The sequence below is a fragment of the Geodermatophilus pulveris genome (assembly GCF_900188375.1).
Taxonomy (GTDB): Bacteria; Actinomycetota; Actinomycetes; order Mycobacteriales; family Geodermatophilaceae; genus Geodermatophilus; species Geodermatophilus pulveris.
Map to the genome: position 1 here is coordinate 328,290 of NZ_FZOO01000001.1, position 21,834 is coordinate 350,123.

General features: G+C 74.8%; 17 protein-coding genes. 7 read left to right on the top strand and 10 right to left on the bottom strand.

What is annotated here, in order from left to right; all coding sequences use genetic code 11:
• Positions 1–12 precede the first annotated feature (12 nt).
• Both CHB98_RS01685 and CHB98_RS01690 read right to left on the bottom strand, forming a co-directional pair.
• Positions 13–2,844, bottom strand: coding sequence for a stealth conserved region 3 domain-containing protein (locus CHB98_RS01685; protein WP_089303861.1), 2,832 nt, complete (start codon positions 2,842–2,844; stop codon positions 13–15).
• Complete coding sequence (locus CHB98_RS01690) at positions 2,841–3,758, bottom strand: hypothetical protein (RefSeq protein ID WP_089303862.1); 918 nt, start codon at positions 3,756–3,758, stop codon at positions 2,841–2,843. Before CHB98_RS01690 ends, CHB98_RS01685 begins: the two co-directional genes overlap by 4 nt.
• Positions 3,759–4,108: 350 nt before the next feature.
• On the opposite strand from CHB98_RS01690, the gene CHB98_RS01695 reads away from it, so the two are divergent.
• Positions 4,109–5,545: a glycosyltransferase family 2 protein gene (locus CHB98_RS01695; RefSeq protein WP_179224078.1), complete on the top strand. Its 1,437-nt coding sequence runs from the start codon at positions 4,109–4,111 to the stop codon at positions 5,543–5,545.
• Between the two features lie 229 nt (positions 5,546–5,774).
• On the opposite strand, the gene CHB98_RS01700 is transcribed toward CHB98_RS01695, so the two are convergent.
• On the bottom strand, positions 5,775–7,034 hold the full coding sequence (locus CHB98_RS01700) for an acyltransferase family protein (protein WP_179224080.1): 1,260 nt from the start codon (positions 7,032–7,034) through the stop codon (positions 5,775–5,777).
• 198 nt (positions 7,035–7,232) lie between these two features.
• Here CHB98_RS01700 and CHB98_RS01705 point away from each other — a divergent pair, with 198 nt between their 5' ends.
• Positions 7,233–8,558, top strand: coding sequence for a peptidoglycan DD-metalloendopeptidase family protein (locus CHB98_RS01705; protein WP_089303864.1), 1,326 nt, complete (start codon positions 7,233–7,235; stop codon positions 8,556–8,558).
• A gap of 139 nt (positions 8,559–8,697) precedes the next feature.
• Here CHB98_RS01705 and CHB98_RS01710 read toward each other — a convergent pair whose 3' ends face one another.
• Together CHB98_RS01710 and CHB98_RS01715 are read right to left on the bottom strand one after the other, a co-directional pair.
• Positions 8,698–8,949 (bottom strand): hypothetical protein, encoded by a 252-nt coding sequence (locus CHB98_RS01710; RefSeq protein ID WP_089303865.1) that lies wholly within the window; start codon positions 8,947–8,949, stop codon positions 8,698–8,700.
• Positions 8,950–8,977: 28 nt separating this feature from the next.
• The gene (locus CHB98_RS01715) at positions 8,978–9,373 is read right to left on the bottom strand and encodes a hypothetical protein (RefSeq protein WP_089303866.1); all 396 of its coding nucleotides are present in this window, start codon (positions 9,371–9,373) and stop codon (positions 8,978–8,980) included.
• Positions 9,374–9,735: 362 nt separating this feature from the next.
• Between CHB98_RS01715 and CHB98_RS01720 the strand changes: the two genes are divergently transcribed.
• Positions 9,736–10,749 (top strand): endonuclease/exonuclease/phosphatase family protein, encoded by a 1,014-nt coding sequence (locus tag CHB98_RS01720; protein WP_218822209.1) that lies wholly within the window; start codon positions 9,736–9,738, stop codon positions 10,747–10,749.
• Positions 10,750–10,755: 6 nt separating this feature from the next.
• Here the strand turns inward: CHB98_RS01720 and CHB98_RS01725 are convergent, their stop codons facing one another.
• The 5 genes from CHB98_RS01725 to CHB98_RS01745 all read right to left on the bottom strand — a co-directional run bounded on the left by CHB98_RS01725 (position 10,756) and on the right by CHB98_RS01745 (position 16,442).
• Positions 10,756–11,571, bottom strand: coding sequence for a CDP-alcohol phosphatidyltransferase family protein (locus CHB98_RS01725; RefSeq protein WP_089303867.1), 816 nt, complete (start codon positions 11,569–11,571; stop codon positions 10,756–10,758).
• Entirely contained in the window at positions 11,568–12,806 is a 1,239-nt protein-coding gene (locus tag CHB98_RS01730) for a CDP-glycerol glycerophosphotransferase family protein (protein WP_089303868.1), read from the bottom strand. Before CHB98_RS01730 ends, CHB98_RS01725 begins: the two co-directional genes overlap by 4 nt.
• 63 nt (positions 12,807–12,869) lie before the next feature.
• Positions 12,870–13,973, bottom strand: coding sequence for an acyltransferase (locus CHB98_RS01735; RefSeq protein ID WP_089303869.1), 1,104 nt, complete (start codon positions 13,971–13,973; stop codon positions 12,870–12,872).
• 110 nt (positions 13,974–14,083) lie between these two features.
• Positions 14,084–14,956: a glycosyltransferase family 2 protein gene (locus tag CHB98_RS01740; protein WP_089303870.1), complete on the bottom strand. Its 873-nt coding sequence runs from the start codon at positions 14,954–14,956 to the stop codon at positions 14,084–14,086.
• Positions 14,949–16,442, bottom strand: a complete 1,494-nt coding sequence (locus CHB98_RS01745; RefSeq protein ID WP_089303871.1) for a bifunctional cytidylyltransferase/SDR family oxidoreductase — start codon at positions 16,440–16,442, stop codon at positions 14,949–14,951. The genes CHB98_RS01740 and CHB98_RS01745 overlap by 8 nt, the downstream gene beginning before the upstream one ends.
• Before the next feature lie 199 nt (positions 16,443–16,641).
• Here CHB98_RS01745 and CHB98_RS20925 point away from each other — a divergent pair, with 199 nt between their 5' ends.
• From CHB98_RS20925 to CHB98_RS01760, 4 genes are all read left to right on the top strand, one after another.
• On the top strand, positions 16,642–16,830 hold the full coding sequence (locus tag CHB98_RS20925) for a hypothetical protein (protein WP_143424912.1): 189 nt from the start codon (positions 16,642–16,644) through the stop codon (positions 16,828–16,830).
• Between the two features lie 76 nt (positions 16,831–16,906).
• The gene (gene rfbB, locus CHB98_RS01750; protein WP_089303872.1) at positions 16,907–17,902 is read left to right on the top strand and encodes a dTDP-glucose 4,6-dehydratase; all 996 of its coding nucleotides are present in this window, start codon (positions 16,907–16,909) and stop codon (positions 17,900–17,902) included.
• Positions 17,899–18,813, top strand: a complete 915-nt coding sequence (rfbD, locus tag CHB98_RS01755) for a dTDP-4-dehydrorhamnose reductase (protein WP_089303873.1) — start codon at positions 17,899–17,901, stop codon at positions 18,811–18,813. Before rfbB ends, rfbD begins: the two co-directional genes overlap by 4 nt.
• Before the next feature lie 168 nt (positions 18,814–18,981).
• Positions 18,982–21,771 carry an N-acetylmuramoyl-L-alanine amidase gene (locus CHB98_RS01760; RefSeq protein ID WP_089303874.1) on the top strand — a complete coding sequence of 930 codons (2,790 nt, stop codon included), beginning with the start codon at positions 18,982–18,984 and terminating at the stop codon, positions 21,769–21,771.
• Positions 21,772–21,834: the final 63 nt, after the last annotated feature.

Here is a 21,834-nt window from a genome sequence, read left to right on the forward strand (position 1 = left end):
CGCCCGTCCGGGTCAGCGTTCGTGACGACCGGGGAAGGGCCAGTACGCCTGGAGGAAGGAGCGCACCATGTCGTCGATCTCCTGCAGGGGCAGTTCGCTCTCGTGGAAGTCGCCGACGGAGAAGACGTCGAAGTTCCGCTCGGCCAGGAGCCGGGTCAGGCGCCGGCCCACGTCGCGCCCGCCCAGGCCGACGTAGGCGACCCGCAGCGATGCCGCCACCGCCTGGCCGGTGAGCAGGGCGTAGTGCTGGAAGAGCGAGGAGGTGACCGAGATGTCCTCGTCGTGGCGGAAGGGGTGCCCGGACGTGGCGGCGAACTCGGTGGGGTAGCGCTTCTCCAGCTCGTGGAGCACCGACCGCCGCAGGGGGTGCGCGACGTGCAGGAGACCGTTGGTCAGGGTCTGCCCGAAGTCCTGCTGCAGCAGGCGGCGGTTGTTCAGCGCGGCCCGCACGTGGGGCGCTGCGACCCCCTCCGGGAAGCCCACCAGGGTCGGTGACCGGAAGACCGCGGGGAGCCCGCCCGGCGTGAAGAACTGCGTGGGGCGCACCGAGCGGCCGAAGAACACGTCGTCGTTGACGTAGATGAAGTGCTCGGACAGCCCGTCGATGTGGTGCAGCTGCGACTCGATGGCGTGCGAGTTGAACGTCGGCAGGTCCTCCGCCCGCGTGAAGACGTCCCGGTGGTCGACGAGCGTCACGCCGGGGTGCTCCTCGGCCAGCCAGGCAGGCGTCTGGCCGGCCGTCACGAGGAAGACGTGCCGGATCCAGGGCGCGTGGTACTGCAGTGACCGCAGCGAGAACCGGAGCTCGTCCCGCGACCGGAAGCGCGCCTCGCTGTCGGCTTCGAGGTGGAGCTGGTGTCCGGCGTCCCTGCGGCGTCGGTGGCGTTCGGCGAGCCACGCCGGGTCGCTCCCGTCGACCCAGGTGTAGACGGCGTCCACCGGGAAGGTGACCTGGTCCACGAGCGTCAGCCCGGACAGCCTGGGCAGCTCGGGGACCGCGACCTCGTCGACGAGCGCCGTGATCCGGGACGCCAGCCACGAGACCGGGACCTCGGTGACGATGCCGCCGGGCGCTCCGACGAGGAGGTCACCCTCCTCCTGCCAGAACGCCACGTCGCAGCCGAGGTCGGCTCCGTAGAACAACGTCCGCTCCGGGTTCCCCCACCGCCGGTACACGCGGATCCGCTGCGGCTCGGCGCGCCACAGCTCCTCGGCGTCGTCGGCGGGGACCGGTCGACCGTGGCGTCCGTTCGGGGCCACGGGAGCGAGGAAGAGGCCGCCGCCGCTCGCCGCCCGGTGGAGGGCCCCGGCGACCTCGGCGCGGTGGGCCGCGGGGACGACGACGATGCGGGGCGGGCCGGCCGCAGGGAGGTGGAAGGCCGGAGCCCCGGCCACGGCCAACGCCTCGACGGTGGTCCGCAGGTTCTCCCGGCGGGCGTCCTCCGGGAGCAGTCCGGTGTTGACCACCGTCTCCCGGCCGGACACCAGCACCACGTCGTGCGCTGCCCCCGGGCGCAGCGGCGCCCCGTCCGTCCCCCGGGGGTCGGTGGTGTCCGATGCGTCCGCCGCCAGGGGTGTGTCGGGCGCAACCGGCTCCGCCGTGTCCCGCGGCCGGGTGACGTGGGGGGACCGGTCGTGCGTCCGGCGGATGACGCGGGCGAGCCGCGTCTCACCGGGGCGGACGTCCTGGAGCAGTGCGGTGAAGTGCCCCTCCCACTGCTCGGCGATCACGTGCGCGTCGAAGGCGCGGGCGCGCAGCCGGGCGGCCTCCCCGAGCAGCCGGCGGCGTTCCGGGTCGGCGACCAGGGCCAGGAGGGCGGCGCTCAGCTCCCCGACGTTCCCGTTCTCGACGAGGACCCCGTTGACGCCGTGGGTGATGAGCTCCGCGGGCCCGTTGGGACAGGCGTAGCTGACCACGGGGGTACCCGCGGCCATCGCCTCCTGGATCACCAGGCCGAGCCCCTCGCTGCGCGACGACAGCGCCGCGATGCTCGCCGAGGCCCACTCGGCCCCCATCGCGGAGCTGCGCCCCAGCAGCTCCACCCGGTCGGTCAGCTGCAGCCGGGTGAGCTGGCGGCGCAGCTGCGTCTCGTTCGGCCCGTCGCCGAAGATGCGGAGGGTCCACTCCGGGTGCTCCTCGGCCACGGGCGCGAACGCGTCGATGAGGTGGTCGAAGCGCTTCTCGCCGGTCAGCCGTCCTGCGGCGACGATGAGCGGCCGCTCGTGGTCGCTGGTGGGCCGCAGCTCCGGCGGCAGGGGGTTGAGCACCTGCAGGACGACAGGGGCGGCCGAGCCCCAGGACTCGCGGAAGTGCTCCGCGGACGTCGCGGTCAGGAAGGCCACGGCGTCGACGCGGGGCCCGTGGCTGGTCAGCGGGGCCAGCGACGACCCGCGGCGCTCGGAGGTCCGGTGCTCCTGGTGGACGACCACGACCCGGTCGGGGGCCAGCTGGGAGGCCAGCGCCAGCAGTGGCGGGGTGGTGGTCACGAGGACGTCGCAGTCGAGGGTGGCGAACCACTGGTCGACGGCGAGGTCGGTGAGCTGGCTGAACGCCGGTTCCCAGGTCGCGGGGACCAGCCGGGAGGGGGCCCCGTGCAGCTCCGCGTGCCGCTCGGCCGGGAGGTCGACCCCGTCCGCCACCGTGGGGGCGCCCTCCTCGTCGGTCCGGACCAGGATCCGGTGCGGCACGGACGGCGGGATGGGGAAGAACGGGACCGCCCGCGACGACATGACGCCGACGATCTCGACGTCGTGCCGCAGGGCCATCGCCTCGGCCTGGGTGATGACGGTCCGCTCGGTCCCGCCCATCTCGTAGGGCCAGGTGAGGAGGTAGGTGATCTTCATGAGTGCAGAGGGGCCCGTGCGGTCCCGTCGACCTCCACTGCGAGATGCCGGTCACTGGTGAAGTAGGGGCGGAACACCAGGGCGGCGTGCCCGCTCCCGCTGTCGTAGGTCTGCGTCGCGTACCGGTGGACGCGGCGCGGGTCGGCCACGTCCCGCGCCGTCCGGCCGCACCGCGTCCGGCCGTCCGGCCCCTGCACGGCCACGTCCCAGACCGAGGCCGGTTCGCCCTGGCACTGCTGGGCGAGCAGGTGCAAGGGCACGGTGACGCGCGCGCGGCCGTCGGTGACCTGGAGGGGCACCGACACCCGTCCCGGCCCACGTCTCCGCTCCAGGACCAGCGACGTGGGTTCCGGCCCGGACCACCGGCACAGCTCCAGCGTCACGGCGAGCCGGCCGGGCTCACTGACCACCGCCGTCACCTCCACGCTCGGGGGCGCGACGCGGACCCGGACGGCCCCGCGGCCGTCCTTGGTGGTGTAGGGGGCGAGGACGACCCCGTCGGCGCGGGCCATCGGCACGACCGGCGTCGCGGGGTAGAGCTGGGCCCGCTCGGCGACGCGCAGCCGACGGGGGGACCCGCCCGGCTCCACCACGGCGAGGTCCCAGATCCCCGTGTCCTGGGCGGTCAGGAGGTCCGCGGACCGGCACGTCGCGACCAGGGTGTCGGCGGGCAGGTTCTGGCCGGCCAGGTCGGCCATGGTGGGAGCCGGGAGGAGGCGCACCTCCTTGCGGTGCCGGTGCACCACGCCGAGCCGCGCCCGTGCCGCTCCGGGCACGTGCGCGGAGACCCACAGGGCGTCGCCGTTGACCACCGCGACGTAGGTGAGCTCTCCGGCCGGCCCGTGGACCGGAGGGGTCGCCGGCCGTGATCCCCGCCGGGCGACGCGTCGCACCCGGCGCAGCAGTGGCTTCACCCGATCACCCATCTCGCACGACCACCCGGCAGCGTGTGACCGGGATGCTACTCAACGAGACGTCTGGGTCGCGGTACGTGCAGGCGTGGCGTCGGGGTCGTGCGGACACGCGCGCAGTTACCCTGGGTGGAGAAGGGTGAGCGGTGCGTGCGGTCACCGACTGCACGGGGGTGGGTGCCGCCGCCGTCGGCCTCGGCACGACGTCATGACGCCGGACGCCGTCCGTCCGGCGGCGCAGCGACCCGGGGCCCGGTCCGACCAGGAGGTCATCCATGCGCTCCCTGCTCAACCGACGGAGCCGCCCCCGACCGACCGCGGCAGCGGCACCGGGAGCCGGGCCGCGGATCGCCGTGTGTGCCATCGCCCGGAACGAGCGGGACTACCTGCTCGAGTGGGTCGCCTACCACCGGCTGGCCGGCTTCGACGGCATCCACGTGTACGACAACGTCTCCGACGACGGGACCTCCGAGCTGCTCGCCGCCCTGGACGCGGCCGGCGTCGTGCACCGGACGCACTGGCCGCGCAAGGAGGGGATCCCGCCCCAGCGGCACGCCTACCAGCACTTCCTGGAGAACCACGCCGGGCGCTACGACTGGGTCCTCGTCTGCGACCTCGACGAGTTCGTGGTCCCGCGCACCGGCACGGTCAAGGACTTCATCCGCCGCGGCACCGAGCGCGATCCCGCCGTCACCGCCTACGCCCTGCCCTGGCTGGTGTTCGGCTCCGGCGGGCAGGAGGAGAAGACGCCCGGCCTGGTCATCGAGCGCTTCACCAACTGCGCCGAGCGGCCCGGACCGAGCGTGAAGACGTTGTTCCGCAGCGACGCCGTCCTCGCCATGCGCACGCACATCGCCGACCTGATGTGGGGCCGGTACGCCGACAACCGGCACCAGCGCCCGCAGTGGTCCGACCGCATGCCCATCGACCTGGTCGACGCCGAGGACGGCGAGGTGCTCGTCCACCACTACTTCACCAAGTCCCGCGCGGAGTGGGTGGAGCGGCGGAAGCTGCCCAAGGCCGACCGGGCCACGGTCTCCCACCGGCACCTGGCGATGTACGACCGCTACGAGCGGCTCCCGCGCGAGGAGACCCGCGCCGCCGTGATGGCCGACCGGGTGCGGGCCGAGGTCCGGCAGCTCGAGGAGGTGGTCCGCCGGCTGCCCGGGAGGCGCCTGGATCCGGTGGTGCTCACGGTCTCCCGGGACGGGGTCATCGGCACGGTCGACGGACTGGAGCCGGGTCAGGACTGCGCGGTGCGGGTGGTGATCGACGACGTCGTCGAACGCGTCGTCGGCTGCGACCGAGTGGTCGACGGCCGTCCCGCCTTCTTCGTCGTGGGCAAGTGGAACGAGGTCCCGACGAAGCGGGTGCGGGTGAGCGTGGTGGGCGGTCGGCGCGCCGTGAAGGCGGTCAGCGACGCGCGCCGCGACCCGCGCGAGGTCCTGGAGACCGTCCAGCGGGCGCTCCCCGGCGCCGAGGAGAAGATCCTCACCCTCGGCCTGGAGCTGGCGCGGACGGAGGAGGGCGCCGACCAGCTGGCCAAGACCCTGTCCGCCACGTTCGAGAAGTTCCCGTGGTACGGCGCGCTCCTGGAGGGCCTGACCGCCCTGCACCGGGGGGACAGCCGGGGCCGGGACGTCCTCGTCGACGCCGCCGGGCGCTGGCCCGAGGGGATGCGGCAGCTGGCGGAGAAGCTCACCGAGAAGGACGTGCAGTACGCACTGGGTCTCCTCGACCGGCACGGCCTGTGCACCACGACCCTCGCCGGGCCGCCGACCACCGCCTGAGCGCGGGGCCGGTGCCCTGGGGGAGGCCCCACCGAGGCGCCGACGACGTCGGCGGGCGCTCGCGCCCCGTCGAGTGGGGGGCCTACCGGTCCTGCGTGGTCCGCGGTCCCCCGGAGCAGCCGGCGGGTCGGTGCCCGTGCTGCGTCCGGAACCACCTCCCCGCCGGGGGTGCGGGACCCGACCAGGACGTCCGGATCCCGGCCGCAGCTCGCGCCGCCCGGGCCGGGGCTCAGGAGCGGGCGAGGGTCGAGGCGCGCGGGTCCCTGCCGACTCCGGCCGGCGAGGCGGTGCGGGTCCCGTGGCAGCCCGGTGTCCCGAGGCCGTGCGGCGGCCGGACGGCGCGGCCGGCCGCCGGAGAGCCCACCGGTGCGGTGCCGACGGGAGCCGTGGTCCGTTGCAGGTCCTGCAGCTCGCGCAGGATGGTGCGGCGCAGCCGGCCGGCGAACGGGCGCTCGACCAGCCGGTGCACCCCCCAGGCCAGGGCCACGGTGGCGGCGAGGGCGATCCCCAGGACGGCGTACTCGGGCAACGCCGGGGTCAGCAGGTGGATGACGTACCGGCCCCAGAACTCGTGCACCAGGTACAGCGGGTAGGTCAGCGCGCCGAGCACGGTCAGCCAGCGCCAGCGCACCTCGCGCAGGCGGGTCAGGGTGGCCGCCGCGACCACCGCGAAGCAGCCCAGGGTCACCAGCCACACCACCGGGGAGCTGTGCTCGACGGCGGTGATCTCGTCGATCCGGCCGACCGCAGCCCGGTCGGCGGCATGGGCGGCGAACACGGCGTTCATCCCGACGACCAGCCAGGCGACCAGCGAGTGCCCCTCACGGAGGACGAAGTACAGCATCATCCCGCCGGCGAACAGCGGTGCGTGCGTCGGCAGGAGCACGGCCTCCAGGAGGGCCGAGTCGGCCCGGGCGGCCATGGCGCCGACGACCGGCCACAGCACGCAGAAGGCCACGATCCGGGCGCGGGTCAGCCCGACCAGCATGAGGACGCCGACGAGGAGGTAGAAGCGCAGCTCGATCCAGAGCGTCCAGTAGACGCCCTCGAGCCGGTGGACCCCCCACGCCTCCTGCAGCATCGTGGCGTTGACCAGCGCCTCGCCCAGCTCCACCGGCCGGCCCTCCGGCCACAGGACCACCAGGAGCAGGGTGCTCAGCGCGACACCGGCCCAGTAGGCGGGGAAGAGGCGGCCGATCCGGGAGGCCGTGTAGTCGGCCAGCGAGCGGTCCCAGGCCGTCATGAGGATCACGAACCCGCTGATGACGAAGAAGAACTCGACGCCCAGGGTCCCGTAGGCGGCGTACTGCGAGAGGGTCGGGAAGACGCGGTCGACCGACGTGCCCCAGTCCTCGTGGGCCCGGGCCGTGAAGTGGAAGACCACGACCGACAGGGCCGCGACGAAGCGGAGGCCGTCCAGGACCCGGAACCGGTCGGGGCCGCCGTCGCGGGCAGCAGTCCGACCAGGTTCAGAGCTGAGGGTGACCACTCCGTCACGGTAGGGCTGCGGAGTCGGCCGGACGGCGACCACCGCCCGGACGGTCGGCGCTCGTACCACCGGAGCCCCGCCCGTCACGTCCGCCCCGCCCAGCGCCCGTCCGGGCCGCCGCCACTCCAACGGGTGCCGCCGCCTCAAGATCCCGCGCGTCCTGCCGATCACCGGGACACCTGATCGGGAGGACGTCGGATGTCGAGAACACGTCGGTGGCACGCGCCGCTCACGACCCTGCTGGCGGCCGTGGCCCTCGTCCTCGGCTCGGGGGCCGCCGTGGCCACTGCCGCGCCGGTCAGCACGACGGCGACCTGGGCGGCCTCCCCGGCCCGGCCCTTCAGCGACCCGCTGTGGTTCCCCCTGCGCGAGCCGGCCCGGGTCTCCTGCACGCACTCCAACCCCGGGACGCCGTCGTACCCGGAGGGCTGTGACGGCTACCACGGGTACTGGGCGATGGACCTGCTCGGGGACAAGGGCGACCCCGTCCACGCCGCCGGTGCGGGCATCCTGCGCATCGGCGCGCGGGACACCAGTTGCCGGACCTCGGGCACCGAGAGCAGCGGGACCTGGGTGTGGGTCGACCACGGCGGCGGGGTGGTCACCAAGTACAACCACCTCGACTCGATCACCACGGGGCTCGAGGACGGCGACCTGGTCACGCCGGCGACCCAGATCGGGAGGATGGGCAGCACGGGGGACACCGCGCCCTGCACCACCAACTACCTGCACTTCGAGGTGCGCACCGGCGGCATCACCGGACCGCGGGTTGACCCGGGCCCGCTGCTGGCCTGCGAGAGCACGGGACGGAAGTCCTATCCCGGGCACTGGGGCTACCGGTCCTGGAACGACCTGCCCAAGGCCCAGCAGTGGACGCCGACGTTGAGCAACGACTGCCTGCCGGGCTCGGCTGCGACGTCCTCCGCGCCCACCTCGGTGTCCACGACCCGCAGCGACCGCACCGTGCGGGTGGCGTGGAAGAAGCCGACCACCGTCCCGTCGGCACTCGACCGCTACACGATCTCCCGGGAGGTGTGGGGCCCGAGCGTGGGCAAGTGGCACTCGATGAGCTACCGCACGGTGCCGGCCAGCCAGCTGGCCACCACCTTCAGCGGCCTGGACAACGGCCGCACCTACCGCTTCCGCGTCACCGCGCACACCACGTCCACCACCGGCGCGGGGGGCACCAGCGCGTGGACAGCCGCCGTCAAGGCGATCCCCGCGGCGGCACCCCTGGCCCCCCGGACCGACCGCAAGCTCGTCGCCGGCACCTCCTACGTCCGGTTCGGCTGGTACGGCTCGGTCCCCCGGGGCACGCCGGTGACCTCCTACAAGGTCGGCATCCGGTACTGGACGGGGTCGGCGTGGAGCGGGTGGAGCTTCGTGCGGGTCCCGGCTGCAGAGCTGACCCACCGCTGGGACGGCCTGCGGCGGGGCACCACCTACCAGGTGATGGTCCGGGCCAACAGCGACGCGGGCGCCAGCCCCTGGGGCGCCACCCGCAAGGTGACCACCCTCCGCTGACACCGGCGCGGGCGTCCGGGGGGCACCGGCGACCCGACGTCCCCGAGAGGACGGCGGGAGGTCCAGGACCGTGGGGTCCTGGGCCTCCCGCCGTCGACGGGCCGGCTGCCCGCGCGCGCGGGAGCACCGCGCAGCGGCGTCAGCGCACCTGCACCGGGTCGCCGGGGGCGACCGCCCGCCCGGCGTAGGAGTTCCCGGCGTAGTGCAGACGCCAGTACCCGCTCGCCCTGGCGGGCACGGTGGTGCGCACCCAGCCGCCGCGGTCGGTCCTCACCGTCTTGACGGTCTGGTAGGTGCCCGTGGCCGTGCGGAACTGGACGTCGACCGGACGGCCGCCAATCGGCCCGTACACGTCGGTCCCCCAGTTGGCGATCAGCAGGCGGCCGGTCACGGTGACGGGGGCGCCTCGCCGCACGGGCTCAGGAGGCGTCGAAGGAGCCCTTCTGGAAGGCCGTGGCCCGCTTGAGCGCGAAACCGTTCGCGAAGACCCGCTCACGACTGAGCCAGTCGCTGCTGGTCGTCGTCACGATGACGTCCATCGGCCCGGCGTCGCTGTTCCGCCAGGGGTTGGACGTCTCCTGCGGCGCGGCTCCGTACACGAAGAACTGGAACCCGTCGTCCTCGGCGCTCCAGTCGGCGAGGCTGCAGCCGGACGTCCTCACGCTGAACTTCGTGGTCACCGGGGTGAGCCCGACGGTCACCGAGCGCGGGCTGAAGTCGGTGATGGTGCACGGCGCGGCCGAGGCCGGTGCAGCGACCCCGACGCCCGCGACGGTCAGGCCGGCAGTGAGCAGGGCTCTCAGGAGTCGTCGCACGGTGGTCTCCCCGTCTGTGGTCGGCCCGTCCTCCCGGGCACCCGTGGTATCGGCGGCTCCCGCAACGCGCCTGACCGTGCGGCCTCCATCGGACCGGCGAGCACATCGGACGGCTCCCCGCCCGCGGGCTGGCGGTCCTGGGTCGCACGGTGGCGGGGACGGGCGTGCGGGACCCAGCCCGTGGCCAGGCCGATCACGGATGAGCTGCGGGGTGACCACACCGGGTGATGCCGCGGCGTGCGTCCAGCGGGAGAGGGACACCCGGACGGCGGACCGCAGGGCCATCCGGGCTGGTGGCGCCCCGGTCACTGACCTAGACCGGACCCCACTGTCAGGTGGGGGACCGGATCTCTGGGGCGTGCGTGAAGAAGCTCGTGTGGGTCGCCGCCGTCGTCGTCGTGGCCGCGACGCTGCTGAGCGGCACGACCGCCGCGGCCGCGCGTCCCACCGCGACCTACGACGTGTGGCACTGGAACGTCGCCGGCAGCAAGCTCCACGGCGGGTCGGTGACCAGTGGCATGGTCGACGCCGCCGCGGCGTCCATCGTCAACCGCGGCGCGGACCTCGTCGCCGTCAACGAGCTCTGCTGGCAGCAGTACGAGGCGCTGGTGGACCGGCTGCGGCGGGCGGGCTGGCCCCAGGACCCGGGCAACTTCGGCCGGTTCGTGCCGCAGCAGCGCACCTCCCGGTCGCTGTGCAACGGGGAGAGCCTGGGCGTGGCGGTCTTCAGCGCCGCGCGCCTGGGCGCGACCCACCGGTGGCCGCTGCCCTCCGACGGGCTCCCCGACCGCCGGCACCTGCTCTGCGTCGGGCAGGCGGCCCAGCCGAAGGTGCGGTTCTGCACCACCCACATCACCACCAAGGGACACGCGTCCCCCTGGAACGGGCAGCCGCACAACGTCAACCAGCTGAACACCGTGCTCGGCCGGCTCGAGGCGTACGCCGCCGCGGGGGACACCGTGCTCATCGCCGGCGACCTCAACGCGCAGCCGCACTACCGGCGGCTCGACAACTGGTACGCCCGGTCGCTGGACGTGCCGGCCAACCGGGGCAACACGGGCAACTACCGGGAGCTGGACGACAGCGACGCCGCGCGCTGCCCGGGGTACGGCGAGTGGACCGCCGCCGGTCCGGCCGGGGCGCTGCCGCCGTGTGCCCCCCCGGGAGCGGGGTGCACGGCGTCGACGGCGGCCGGCTGCGCGAAGATCGACCACGTCTTCGTGCGCCAGGACCGCATCGCCGGCCGCTACTGGGGCGACTCGCTGGACACCTCGAGGTCCTGCCGGGGCGTCCCCGGCCGGCCGGACCAGTACCCGCCGGGGTCGTGCTCCGACCACCGCATCCTCATCGGCCGGGTGACCGTCCTGACCGGCTGAGAGCCCTCAGGCCGCCGGGGCGCCGCGCAGCCGGGACGAGGTCACGATCGCCAGGAAGTGCCCGGCGACGGCGAGCAGGGACGCCGGGACCAGCACGGCCAGCAGGACCCGCGTGCCGGTCAGGTCGCCGGTGACCGCGTCCACGACGGCGGCGACCAGGACCAGGAGGCTCAGCTCGATCGAGTGGTAGAGCCGGTGGAACGGCATGAAGCGGGCCAGCCGCCGCAGCCGGGCCAGCCCGGAGGCGCGCGGTGCGGTCGTGGCCTCGTCGTCGGACACCCGCGGCAGGCCGGCGGCGGCGCGGGCCACGTGCACCATGTCGTTGAGCGCCTTGTTCAGGACGATGACCACGGCCAGCAGCGCGCCGAGCGTCGTCCAGCCGTAGCCGGTGGACAGGCCGTCCAGCCCGCCGGCGGCCCGCACCCCGAGGCCCATCGGGATGAGGGACTCGGCGAGGTAGTGGCCCACCTTGTCCAGGAAGACCCCGAGCGGGCTGGAGGTCCCGCGCCAGCGGGCGACCTCGCCGTCGCTGGCGTCCCAGAGCATCTGCAGCTGGGTCAGCAGGACGGCGAGCACCGCGCCGGCCAGCCCCGGGACGAGCAGCGCGAAGCCGGAGGCGGCCCCGGTGACGATCATCAGTCCGGTGACCGCGTTCGCCGTGAGCCCGGCGCGCACCAGCACCCGGGTGAGGTACGGCGAGATGCGCCGCATGTACAGGTCGCCGGTCCAGTGCTCGGCGGTCCGGCGGCCGCGGATCGCCGGTGGCTGGGTGACCTCCCGCAGGACCGTGATGCTGGGCCACGCCGGGCGGTCGGGGGTCACCGGGCGGCCCGGGCCGGGCCGGCCCGCAGGGCGTCCCGCTCGCGGAGGACGGCGTCGCACGCCTCCAGGAACCGGGTCAGGGCCGCGTCGGGGTCGGCGCCGCCGAGGTAGTGCTGCACCAGCGCCTCCCGCTGCCGGCGCTCCCGGTCGTCGGCCAGGCAGCGGCGGGCCAGCTCGCCGGCCGCTGCGGCGGACCCGGCGGCCAGCCGGGGGACGGCGTCGAGCAGCCGTGACGGGCCCACGACGGCGCCCGCCTCGGCCGGGACGGTGACCACCAGCGGCCGGCCGGTGGGCAGCCACTCCACCGCGACGGAGGAGACGTCCGTGACCAGGAGGTCCGCGCCGGCGAAGGCGTCCTCGAGGGACGACGCCGCGTCGACGGTGCTCCCCGTGCCGCGGACGGCCTCCCCGGCGAGGACGTCCCGCAGCGCGGCGTCGGCCGCCCGGACGTCGGCGCGGTTGGCGCCGGTCCGCGGGTGCGGCCGGTAGACCACCCGGAAGCCCGCGGCCACGAGCGAACGCACCAGCGCGACGCCGTGGGTGGCCACCGAGCTGTAGGACATCGACTGCTGCGCGCCCTCCCAGGTCGGCGCGTACAGCACCGTGGCCGGGGCGGTCGCGGGCCGGTGTCGCGGAGCCGGCCGGGGGAGGGCCGGGCGACCGACCTCGACCAGCCGGTCGGCGCTGAACCACATCAGCGTCTCCAGGACCCGCTCCGCCCCGGCCCGCCCGGCGACGAACACCCGGTCGTAGGCCTTGAGCTGGTTGGACGCGGAGACGGCCTTGTCGCTGTCACCGTGCCCCAGGTGCACGTGGGCGAGCTCCGGCCAGCGCAGGAACGCGAAGTTGCGGGGGTGGTGGCTGACGTACAGCGCCAGGGCCAGGGAGCCACGCCGTACCAGTGCCTCCATGGTGGCCGTCCAGGCCACGCACAGCACCGGCAGCGTCGTGACCCGGCGCAGGTGCGCCGTCGTCCGGCTGTCCTGGGTGAGCACCACGACGCCGTGCCGCTCGTCGAGGGCGGCCAGCGGGCCGAGCCACTGCTCGAGCTGGTAGGCGTTGCGCAGCGGTTCGGGGAAGAAGACCACGACCCGCTGGTCGAGGACCGTGTCGCGGAGACTGGTGTCCTCGCCGAGGCCGTCGGGCTCGCCGCCGGGCTGCAGGCCCAGCCGCCGGACGAGCCGGCCGACCGACGAGCGCAGCCGGGCAGGTGTGATCGGGAAGAGGGCAGGCAAGGACTCTCCTGAGACGGGGCTGCAGCGACGCTACCCGCGGGCCCGAGGGCGGCACGGGTCTCGTCAGAACACCCGGCGGAGCAGCGGGACCCGCAGGGCGACCCAGGTCAGGGCCAGCGAGCCCACCGTGACGACGAGCCACTGGGTGACCAACGCCACCAGCAGGGCCGGCGCCCGGCTCGGGTAGGACTCCACGAGACCCACCGACGGGTAGACCCACAGCAGCACCGGGTGCACCAGGTAGGTGCCCAGCGCCAGGCGCGACAACCGGTGCGCCGCCACGTCCCAGCGCCGACCGGCCCGGAGGGGGAGGCGGCCGGGCAGGGCGCGCAGCAGGACGAAGGCAGCCACGGAGGCCGCGAGCGCCGTCGGGCTGAGGTACCCGTAGAGGTACGCCGCCGCGGGGGACCAGCCGGACTCCCGGGCCAGCACCCAGGTGCCCACGGCGGTGACCGCGGTGGCCGAGGCGAACACCCCCGTGGCGACCGGCACCGCTCGGGCCGGGAGCGCCCAGCGCTGCAGGAGGTGCCCGGCGACGTAGTAGCCGAGGTGGGGCAGGAACCAGGTCACCGCGTTGGGGCTCCCGGCGCCCAGGAACGAGGTGAGCACCTGGTCCACCGCACCGAGGAGGAGCAGGACCGCACAGGCCCACGCGACGAACCGGTCGGAGCTCTGCCGGATCACGACGCGGAGCAGCGGGGTGGTGAGGTACAGGCCCAGGAGGGCGAAGAGGAACCAGAGGTGGAAGTAGGGCACCCCGCCCGCGAGCGCGGCTGCCGCGTCCCGCGCCCCTAGTTCGTGGCCGCGGGCGACGACCCGGAATCCGAGGTAGAACGTGCTCCAGAAGAGGAGGGGGACGCCGATCCGCGGGAGCCGGCGGCGGAGGAACCGCCCGGGACCCTCGGTGCGCTCCGGGGACAGCAGCAGCGCGCCGCTGACCATGAAGAACAGCGGGACGGCGGACCGCGCGAGCGAGTCCAGCACGTTGCCGAGCCACCACCGGGGGTGGGTGAGGTCCTCGCCCTGCCCGTCGGAGACGACCGGCGCCACCACGTGGATGAGGACGACGGCGGCCATGGCGACCACCCGGGCACCGTCCATCCACCCCGTCGCGGACGCCACCGCCGGTTCGCGGACACCGGCGGGGGACGCGGCCACGGTGGTCATCGCCCGACGCTATCCACGCCCGGCGGTCCGGCCCGGGACCGCCCGGGCCGGGTGGTGTCAGCCGCGCAGGAGTGCGGCGTGGGACACCCGGGACGGACCGGCGCGGTCGGTCAGACCACCGGCGGCCGGCCGTGCCGGGCCATCCGGGCCACCGTGCGCCAGCGCAGCGGCCGCCGGTCGCCGGCCGGCGTGCGCCAGCCCTCGGCCCAGCCGCGGAACCACGGCAGCAGGGTGGCCGGCGTGCGCACCGAGCGGACCACCTGCAGGGCCGTCCAGGTCAGCACGTAGGGCACGCCGACCACCCAGGGGAGGTTGCGGCGGGCCAGCCAGACCCGGTTGCGGGCGTTGAGCCGGAAGAAGTCCGCGTGCCGGGTGGTCACGGTCACCGGGTGCACGGCGGCCAGGTCACCGGCGTAGTGCACCGTGGCGCCGGCGTCCCACACCCGCCAGGCCAGCTCGATGCCCTCGTGCGCGTAGAAGAACGGCGCCGGCCAGCCACCCGCCCGGTCGAACGCGGCCCGCCGGGCGACGACGGCACCCTCCCAGACGGAGAAGGCCGGGCTGGGCCGGGCGCGGTCGCCGACCCGCATCCGCGGCGTCCACCGGCGCGGCGGCGGGCCGCCGTCCGCGGCGTCGACCCGCGGCTGCAGCAGGCCCAGCCGGGGGTCGGCGGCGAACCGCCGGGCGGTCTCGGCCAGGAAGCCGGGGTCGGGCAGCGCGGCGTCGTCGTCCAGGAACAGCAGCAGGTCGCCCTCGACGTGCGGCACCCCGGCGTTGCGGCCGGCGGGGATGCCGACGTTCTCCGGCAGGACCACCGCCCGGACGCGCTGCGGCAGCCCGGCGGGCGCCCAGCCGTTGCCGACGACGACGACGTCGGTGCGCACGCCCCGCTGGGCGAGCACCGAGCGCACCGCACGGTCCAGCTCCGCCGGGCGGCGTCCCTGGGTGAGGACGACGACGCCGACCAGCGGCCGGTCAGTCACGGAGCAGCGCGGCCGGGTCGACGTCCGTGGCGACCGGGTCCACCGGGGCGGACCCCTCCAGCAGCTCGGCGGTCACCGAGGCGCTGAGGTGGGAGGCGAGCGCGTCCTCGCGCCGCACGTCGACGACGTGCCCCGTCCACGGGGAGATCAGCACGTCGAGGGAGGTCTCCGCCACCGCCTCCGAGCTGAGCAGGGTGTCCGCGGGCTCGGCGCCGAAGGCACGGGTGCGCATCGGGGTCGCCGTCCGCTCCGGGTTGATGCAGTTCACCCGGACGCCGTCGGCGGCCCACTCGTCGGCCAGCGCCTGGGTCAGGTTCACCACCGCGGCCTTGGCCGACGAGTAGAGGCTGTACCCGCTGCGGCCCCGGGTGTAGGAGCTGGAGGTGTAGAGCAGCAGCGAGCCGCCGGTGCGGGCCAGGTGCGGGTGGAAGACCTGCGCGATGTGGATCGGTGCCAGGTAGTTGACCTCGGTCGCCAGGTAGACGGTCTCCTCGCTGGTCGAGGCCAGCTCGCCGCGGGGCAGCACCCCGGCGGTGTTGACCACGAAGTCCACCCGGCCGCTGGCGGCCAGCACCTGCTCGCAGGCGGCCACGATGTCTGAGCGCCGCTCGACGTGGGTGCGGGTCTCCGACCGGCTGAAGGTGAACGTCCGCGCCCCGTGCGCCTCGGCCAGCCGCACCAGGTCGGCGCCGATCCCGTACGACCCGCCGAAGACGACGACCGTGCGCCCCTCGAGCGCGGCGCGGTACTCGGCGTCGAAGCGCGGCCGCGGGGCGGCGTGGCTGTCCAGCTGGAAGAGCTTGTCGGCGATGTAGACGTCGATCGGCTCGGTGACCTTCATGTTGCGGTCCTCGCCGCGGACGACGGCGATCGGCACGTCGGGCAGGTAGCGCAGCACCACGGTGCAGTCGTCGGTCGCCTGGAACTCCGGGTCGCCGGCCGCGATCCGGTAGGCCTCCCGGATCACCGACAGGCGGAAGCCCTGGGGGGTCTGCCCGCGGCGCAGCCGCCCGCGCTCGAGCACCTCGTCGATCGTGCGGCCGGTGTCGTCGACCCGGATGATGGTGTCCGCCGAGGGGATGGCCGTGTCGACGGCCTCGTACTCCTCCAGGGCGTCGATGCAGTCGGCGATGACCCGCTGGCTCAGCAGCGGCCGGACGGCGTCGTGGAACAGGACGTTGCACTCCTCGGCGCCGAGCGCGTCGATGGCGCGCTGCGTCGTCGCGTTGCGGGTGCCGGCGCCCTCGAGGACCCGCGTGACCTTCGGGTAGGCACCCGACCGGAGGATGTCGTGGACGGCGTCCAGATGGCCCGGCGTCATCAGCACGACCACCTCGTCGACCAGCGGGGAGGCGTTGAGCAACCCGATGGTGTGCTCGATGATCGGCTTGCCCGCGACCTTGACGAGCTGCTTGGGGATCGACAGACCGACCCGCGATCCCGTCCCCCCCGCGAGGACGACCGCCACGTTCCGCAATCTGGTCACTCGGGGAGAGTAGGTGCCTACGGTCAGCGACGCCCGGGTGGCTGGGCCGCCCGGGACCGGTGTGACGGACGGGTTCTGCGCACGCTGCGTGTCCGCACCAGAGTCCTGGGGTGAGGAGCACGCCTGCCGTCCGCCCCCGACGGGTGGTCCTGCGGTCCCCGGCGGGCGTCCCCGGGGCCTGCCGGGGGAAGCTGGGGGCGTGCTCCACGACCCCGACCGCCGATCCCCGCGCTGTGCCGCCTGCCGGCACGAGCGCGCGGTGCACGAGCACTGCAGGGCGGGCACCGACTGCGGCCGCTGCGACTGCGCGGCCTACCGGGTGTCGTTCGCCGCGGTGGTCCGCTCGCTGGTCCGGCGCCGCCGCCGCGCGCCGTCGCTGACCCGCTGAGGCAGGGGCGCGGCGGTCCGACGCCCTCACCCCCCGGGAGGATGCCCTGTTCGGGGACGGGCGGCAGGATCGGGTCATGCGCGTGCTCGTCACCGGGGGAGCGGGCTTCATCGGCTCGCACTACGTCCGGACCATGCTGACCGGCGGTTACCCCGGGTTCGAGGATGCCGAGGTGACCGTCTTCGACAAGCTCACCTACGCCGGCAACCCCGCCAACCTGGCCCCCGTGGCGGACTCCCCGCGGTACCGCTTCGTCCGCGGCGACATCTGCAGCGCCGCGGACCTCGGCGCGGCCCTCCCCGGGCACGACGTCGTGGTCAACTTCGCCGCCGAGTCGCACGTGGACCGCTCGATCACCGGCGCCTCGGAGTTCGTCCTGACCAACGTGCTCGGTGCCCAGCAGGTGTTCGAGGCCTGCCTGCGGCACGGCGTGCGCCGGGTCGTGCACGTCTCCACCGACGAGGTCTACGGCTCGATCGACGAGGGGTCCTGGACCGAGGACCACCTGCTGGAGCCGAACTCGCCGTACTCGGCGGCCAAGGCCGGCGGCGACCTGATCGCCCGCGCGTACGCGAAGACCTACGGGCTGGACATCTCGATCACCCGGTGCAGCAACAACTACGGGCCGTACCACTTCCCCGAGAAGGTCATCCCGCTGTTCGTCACCAACCTGCTCGACGGGCTCCGGGTGCCGCTCTACGGCGAGGGCGCCAACGTGCGCGACTGGCTGTTCGTCGACGACCACTGCCGGGGCATCCAGCTGGTCCTGGAGAAGGGCCTGCCCGGCGAGTTCTACAACATCGGCGGCGGCCGCGAGCTGTCCAACCGGGAGCTCACCGAGAAGCTGCTGGAGGCCACCGGCCGCGACTGGGGCTACGTCGAGCACATCGTCGACCCGCGCGGCGGCGGCCACGACCTGCGCTACTCGGTCGACCACTCCAAGACCGCCGCGCTCGGGTACGCCCCGCGGACGACCTTCGAGGACGGGCTGGCGCTCACCGTGCAGTGGTACCGGGACAACCGGGCCTGGTGGGAACCGCTCAAGTCCGCCGCGGCCACCGCACTGGCGTGACCGGATCCGGGCCCACCGCCTGGCTGGTCACCGGCGCCCGCGGGCAGCTCGGCGGCGACCTGCTGGCCGTCCTCGCCGGGCGGGCGGGCGACGACGTCACCGCACTCGGCCGCACCGAGCTGGACCTGACCGACGAGCGGGCCGTGCGCGCCGTCGTCCGCGGCTGGCTGGCCGCCGCCCACCGGTCCGGACGGCGGCCCGTCGTCCTCAACGCCGCTGCCTACACCGCCGTCGACGCCGCCGAGACCGACGAGGACACGGCGCTGCTGGTCAACGGCCGCGCCCCCGGCTGGCTGGCCGAGGAGCTGGCCGGACACGGGCGGCTGGTGCACGTCTCCACCGACTACGTCTTCGACGGCACGGCGACCGAGCCCTACCCGGTGGACGCCCCGGTGGCGCCGCGCTCGGCCTACGGCCGGACCAAGGCGGTGGGGGAGCGGGCGGTCACGGCCGCCGGCGGAGACGCCACCGTCGTCCGCACCTCCTGGGTGTACGGGGCGCACGGCGGCAACTTCGTGCGCACCATGGCCGGCCGCGCCCTCGCCGGCGCCCCCGTCTCGGTGGTCGACGACCAGGTCGGCTCGCCGACCTGGGCCGCCGACCTGGCGGCCGGACTGGTCGAGCTCGGCGCCCGGCCCGGCCCGGTGCCGCCGGTGCTGCACCGCACCGATGCCGGCGCGGTCAGCTGGTACGGCCTGGCGCGCGCGGTCTACGAGGAGCTCGGTGCCGACGCGGGCCTGGTCGGCCCGACGACGACCGCGGACTTCCCGCGGCCGGCGCCGCGCCCGGCGTGGTCGGTGCTCGACGGCGCCGCGTGGCTGGCCGCCGGCCTGCCCGCGCCCCGGCCGTGGCGGGCGGCGCTGCACGCGGCCCTCCCGCACGTGGCGCTGCAGGGGTGGCCGGCCCGCTGAGCGCGGTGTCCGCGGGACGCCGGACACCGGAGGGACGGACGGGACGGATCGTCGGCGAACCGACGGCCGCGTCGACTCAAGATCGACGTCCGGCTGGCCGATGGTCTGGGTGGACAGATGCGCCCGCGACCCGGGTGCAGCCGCCGCGCTCCACCGGAGGTCCACCCCGTGCGCCGCCTGCTCGCAGGAACCACCGCCGTCGTCGCCTTCACCGCGGTCGTCCTGGTGGCACCCGTCTACGCCGAGCCGGTCCCCGAGGCCGAGCCCGTCGCCACGTCGGTCGACGAGGTGGCCATGGGGTCGGTCGACGACCCCGCGCCCGAGGCGGAGGTGCAGGAAGGCACCACCGACCTGGTCGCCGGGATCTCCGAAGCCGAGCCGGCGCTGACCGTGACCGCCACGGACGTCGACGAGTTCTCCATGGTCGGCGTCACGTGGGAGCTGGACCCGGCGGTCACCGACACCGTGGTCCAGGTGCGGGTGCGCGGCGCCGGCGGCCGGTGGGGGGCGTGGACCGAGGTCGCCGCGGAGGCGCCCCAGCAGGCTGCGGACGCCGACACGGACACCACCGTGCGGGGCGGGACCGAGCCCCTGTGGACCGGCCCGGCCACCGCGGTGGAGGCCGAGCTGGTCACCCGCTCCGGCGCCCGGCCCACCGACGTGCAGCTGGACCTGGTCGACCCGGGGGAGAGCCCGGCCGACGGCTCGCTGGGCAGCCCGGACATCCAGGACACCGCCGACGCGGCGGCGACCATGCCGCCGGTGTTCTCGCGCGCCCAGTGGGGCGCCGACGAACGGCTGATGACCTGGACGCCCCAGTACGCCAGCACCATCAAGGCCGCCACGGTGCACCACACCGCCGGCTCGAACGGCTACGCCGCCGACCAGGTGCCGGCGATCATGCGTTCGATGTACACCTACCACGCGAAGAGCCTGGGCTGGGGGGACATCGGCTACAACGTCGTCGTCGACCGGTTCGGCCGGCTCTGGGAGGGCCGCTCCGGCGGGCTGGCCAGCACCGTGGTCGGCGCGCACGCCGGCGGGTTCAACACCGGCACCTTCGGGGTGTCGATGATGGGCAACTACGACGTCGTCGGCACGCCGCAGGCGATGGTCGACTCGGTCGCGGCGGTCATCGCGTGGAAGTTCTCCCTCTACGGCGTCAACCCGCGGGGGACGACGACGCTCACCTCCGGCGGCACGGACAAGTTCCGCGCGGGGACCGCGGTCACCCTCCCGACCGTCCACGGGCACCGCGACACCAAGAGCACCGCCTGCCCGGGCCGCTACGGCTACGCGCGGCTGGGCGAGATCCGCGACGAGGCGGCCGCCAGGCTGGCGGACCAGAAGTCGCCCATCCGCACCCGCTACGACGCCGACGCCGGGCTGCGCTCCTGGCTGGGTGCGCCGGTGGGCGGGGAGCAGACGGAGGCCGGAGTCACCTGGCAGGTCTACAGCAACGGCGCCCGGCTGTACTCCTCCCCCCTCGGCGGCGTCCGGCTGGTGCTGGGCGGCATCCTGGAGAAGTACCTCGCCTCCGGCGGCCCGGCCGTCCTCGGCCCGCCGGTCAGCGACGACGCGCCCACCGCCGGCGGCCGTGGGGCCCTCGTCCGCTTCCAGCACGGCGACGTCTACTGGTCCCCGGCCACCGGGTCGCAGCTGGTCCGCGGCAACATCCTCGCGAAGTGGCTGTCCACCGGCGGCGCAGCCGGCGGCCTGGGCTTCCCGACCACGAGCGACGCGCCGACGCCCGACGGCCGCGGCTACTTCGTGCGCTTCCAGGGCGGTGACGTCTACTGGTCGCAGGCCACCGGCGCGCACCACGTCGTCGGCGGCATCCGCGAGGCGTGGGGCGCCGCCGGGGGAGCCGGGGGCTACCTGGGCTTCCCGACGACCAGCGACACCGTCGTCCCGGGCCGCGGAGCCTACGTGCGCTTCCAGGGCGGCGACGTCTACTGGTCGCCGACGACCGGCGTCCGCATCGTGCGGGGGGAGATCCTCAAGGCCTACCGGGCCGCCGGGGGGCCGGCCGGGAAGCTGGGCTTCCCCACCACCAGTGACGCGCCGACGCCCGAGGGGCGGGGTTACGTCGTGCGCTTCCAGGGCGGCGACGTCTACTGGTCGCCGACGACCGGCGCCCGCACCGTGCGCGGCTCCATCCGCACCACCTGGCTGCGCACCGGCGGCCCGGGGGGCTACCTGGGCTTCCCGACGACCAGCGAGGCCTCCGTCGCCAGGGGCCGCGGCGCGTTCAGCCGGTTCCAGGGCGGTGACGTGTACTGGTCGCCGACGACCGGCACCCGCATCGTCCGCGGCGAGATCCTCGCCGCCTACCGGGCGACCGGGGGTCCGACCGGGTTCCTCGGCTTCCCCACCAGCAGCGACGCACGCACGCCGGACGGGCGCGGCTGGTTCGTGCGCTTCCAGGGCGGCGACGTCTACTGGTCGCCGACGACCGGCGCCCGCTACGTGATGGGAGCGATCCGGGACACCTGGCTGGCCGCCGGTGGCTCTGGCGGCTACCTGGGCTTCCCGACCACCAGTGACACCGTCGTGCCCGGGCGCGGGGCGTACGTCCGCTTCCAGGGCGGGGACGTCTACTGGTCCCCGACCACGGGCACGCAGATCGTCCGCGGCGAGATCCTCGCGGCGTACCGGGCCGCCGGCGGGCCGACCGGGCGGCTGGGCTTCCCGACGACCAGTGACGCGCGGACCCGCGACGGCCGCGGCTACGTCGTGCGCTTCCAGGGCGGCGACATCTGGTGGTCACCGTCCACCCGTGCCCGCATCGTCTCCGGCGCGACGGCGTCCGCCTTCTGGACGCGAGGGGGCAGCTCCTCGGCCCTGGGCTTCCCGACGCGGTCCACCTACTCCGTTAGCGGGGGCACCCGCACCGACTTCCAGGGCGGCCGGATGACCTGGAGGGCGAGCACCGGTGCCGTCTCGGTGTCGCGGTGAGCACACCCGACCCACACCCCGCGTCGATCCCGTAAGCGGGTCGTCACTGCCCGTAGCGTCCCG

Coding starts and splice junctions, on each gene's coding strand:
- CHB98_RS01685 (WP_089303861.1), bottom strand. CDS start 2,844: ATGAAGATCACCTACCTCCTCACCTGGCCCTACGAGATGGGCGGGACC.
- CHB98_RS01705 (WP_089303864.1), top strand. CDS start 7,233: ATGTCGAGAACACGTCGGTGGCACGCGCCGCTCACGACCCTGCTGGCG.
- CHB98_RS01735 (WP_089303869.1), bottom strand. CDS start 13,973: ATGACCACCGTGGCCGCGTCCCCCGCCGGTGTCCGCGAACCGGCGGTG.
- rfbB (WP_089303872.1), top strand. CDS start 16,907: ATGCGCGTGCTCGTCACCGGGGGAGCGGGCTTCATCGGCTCGCACTAC.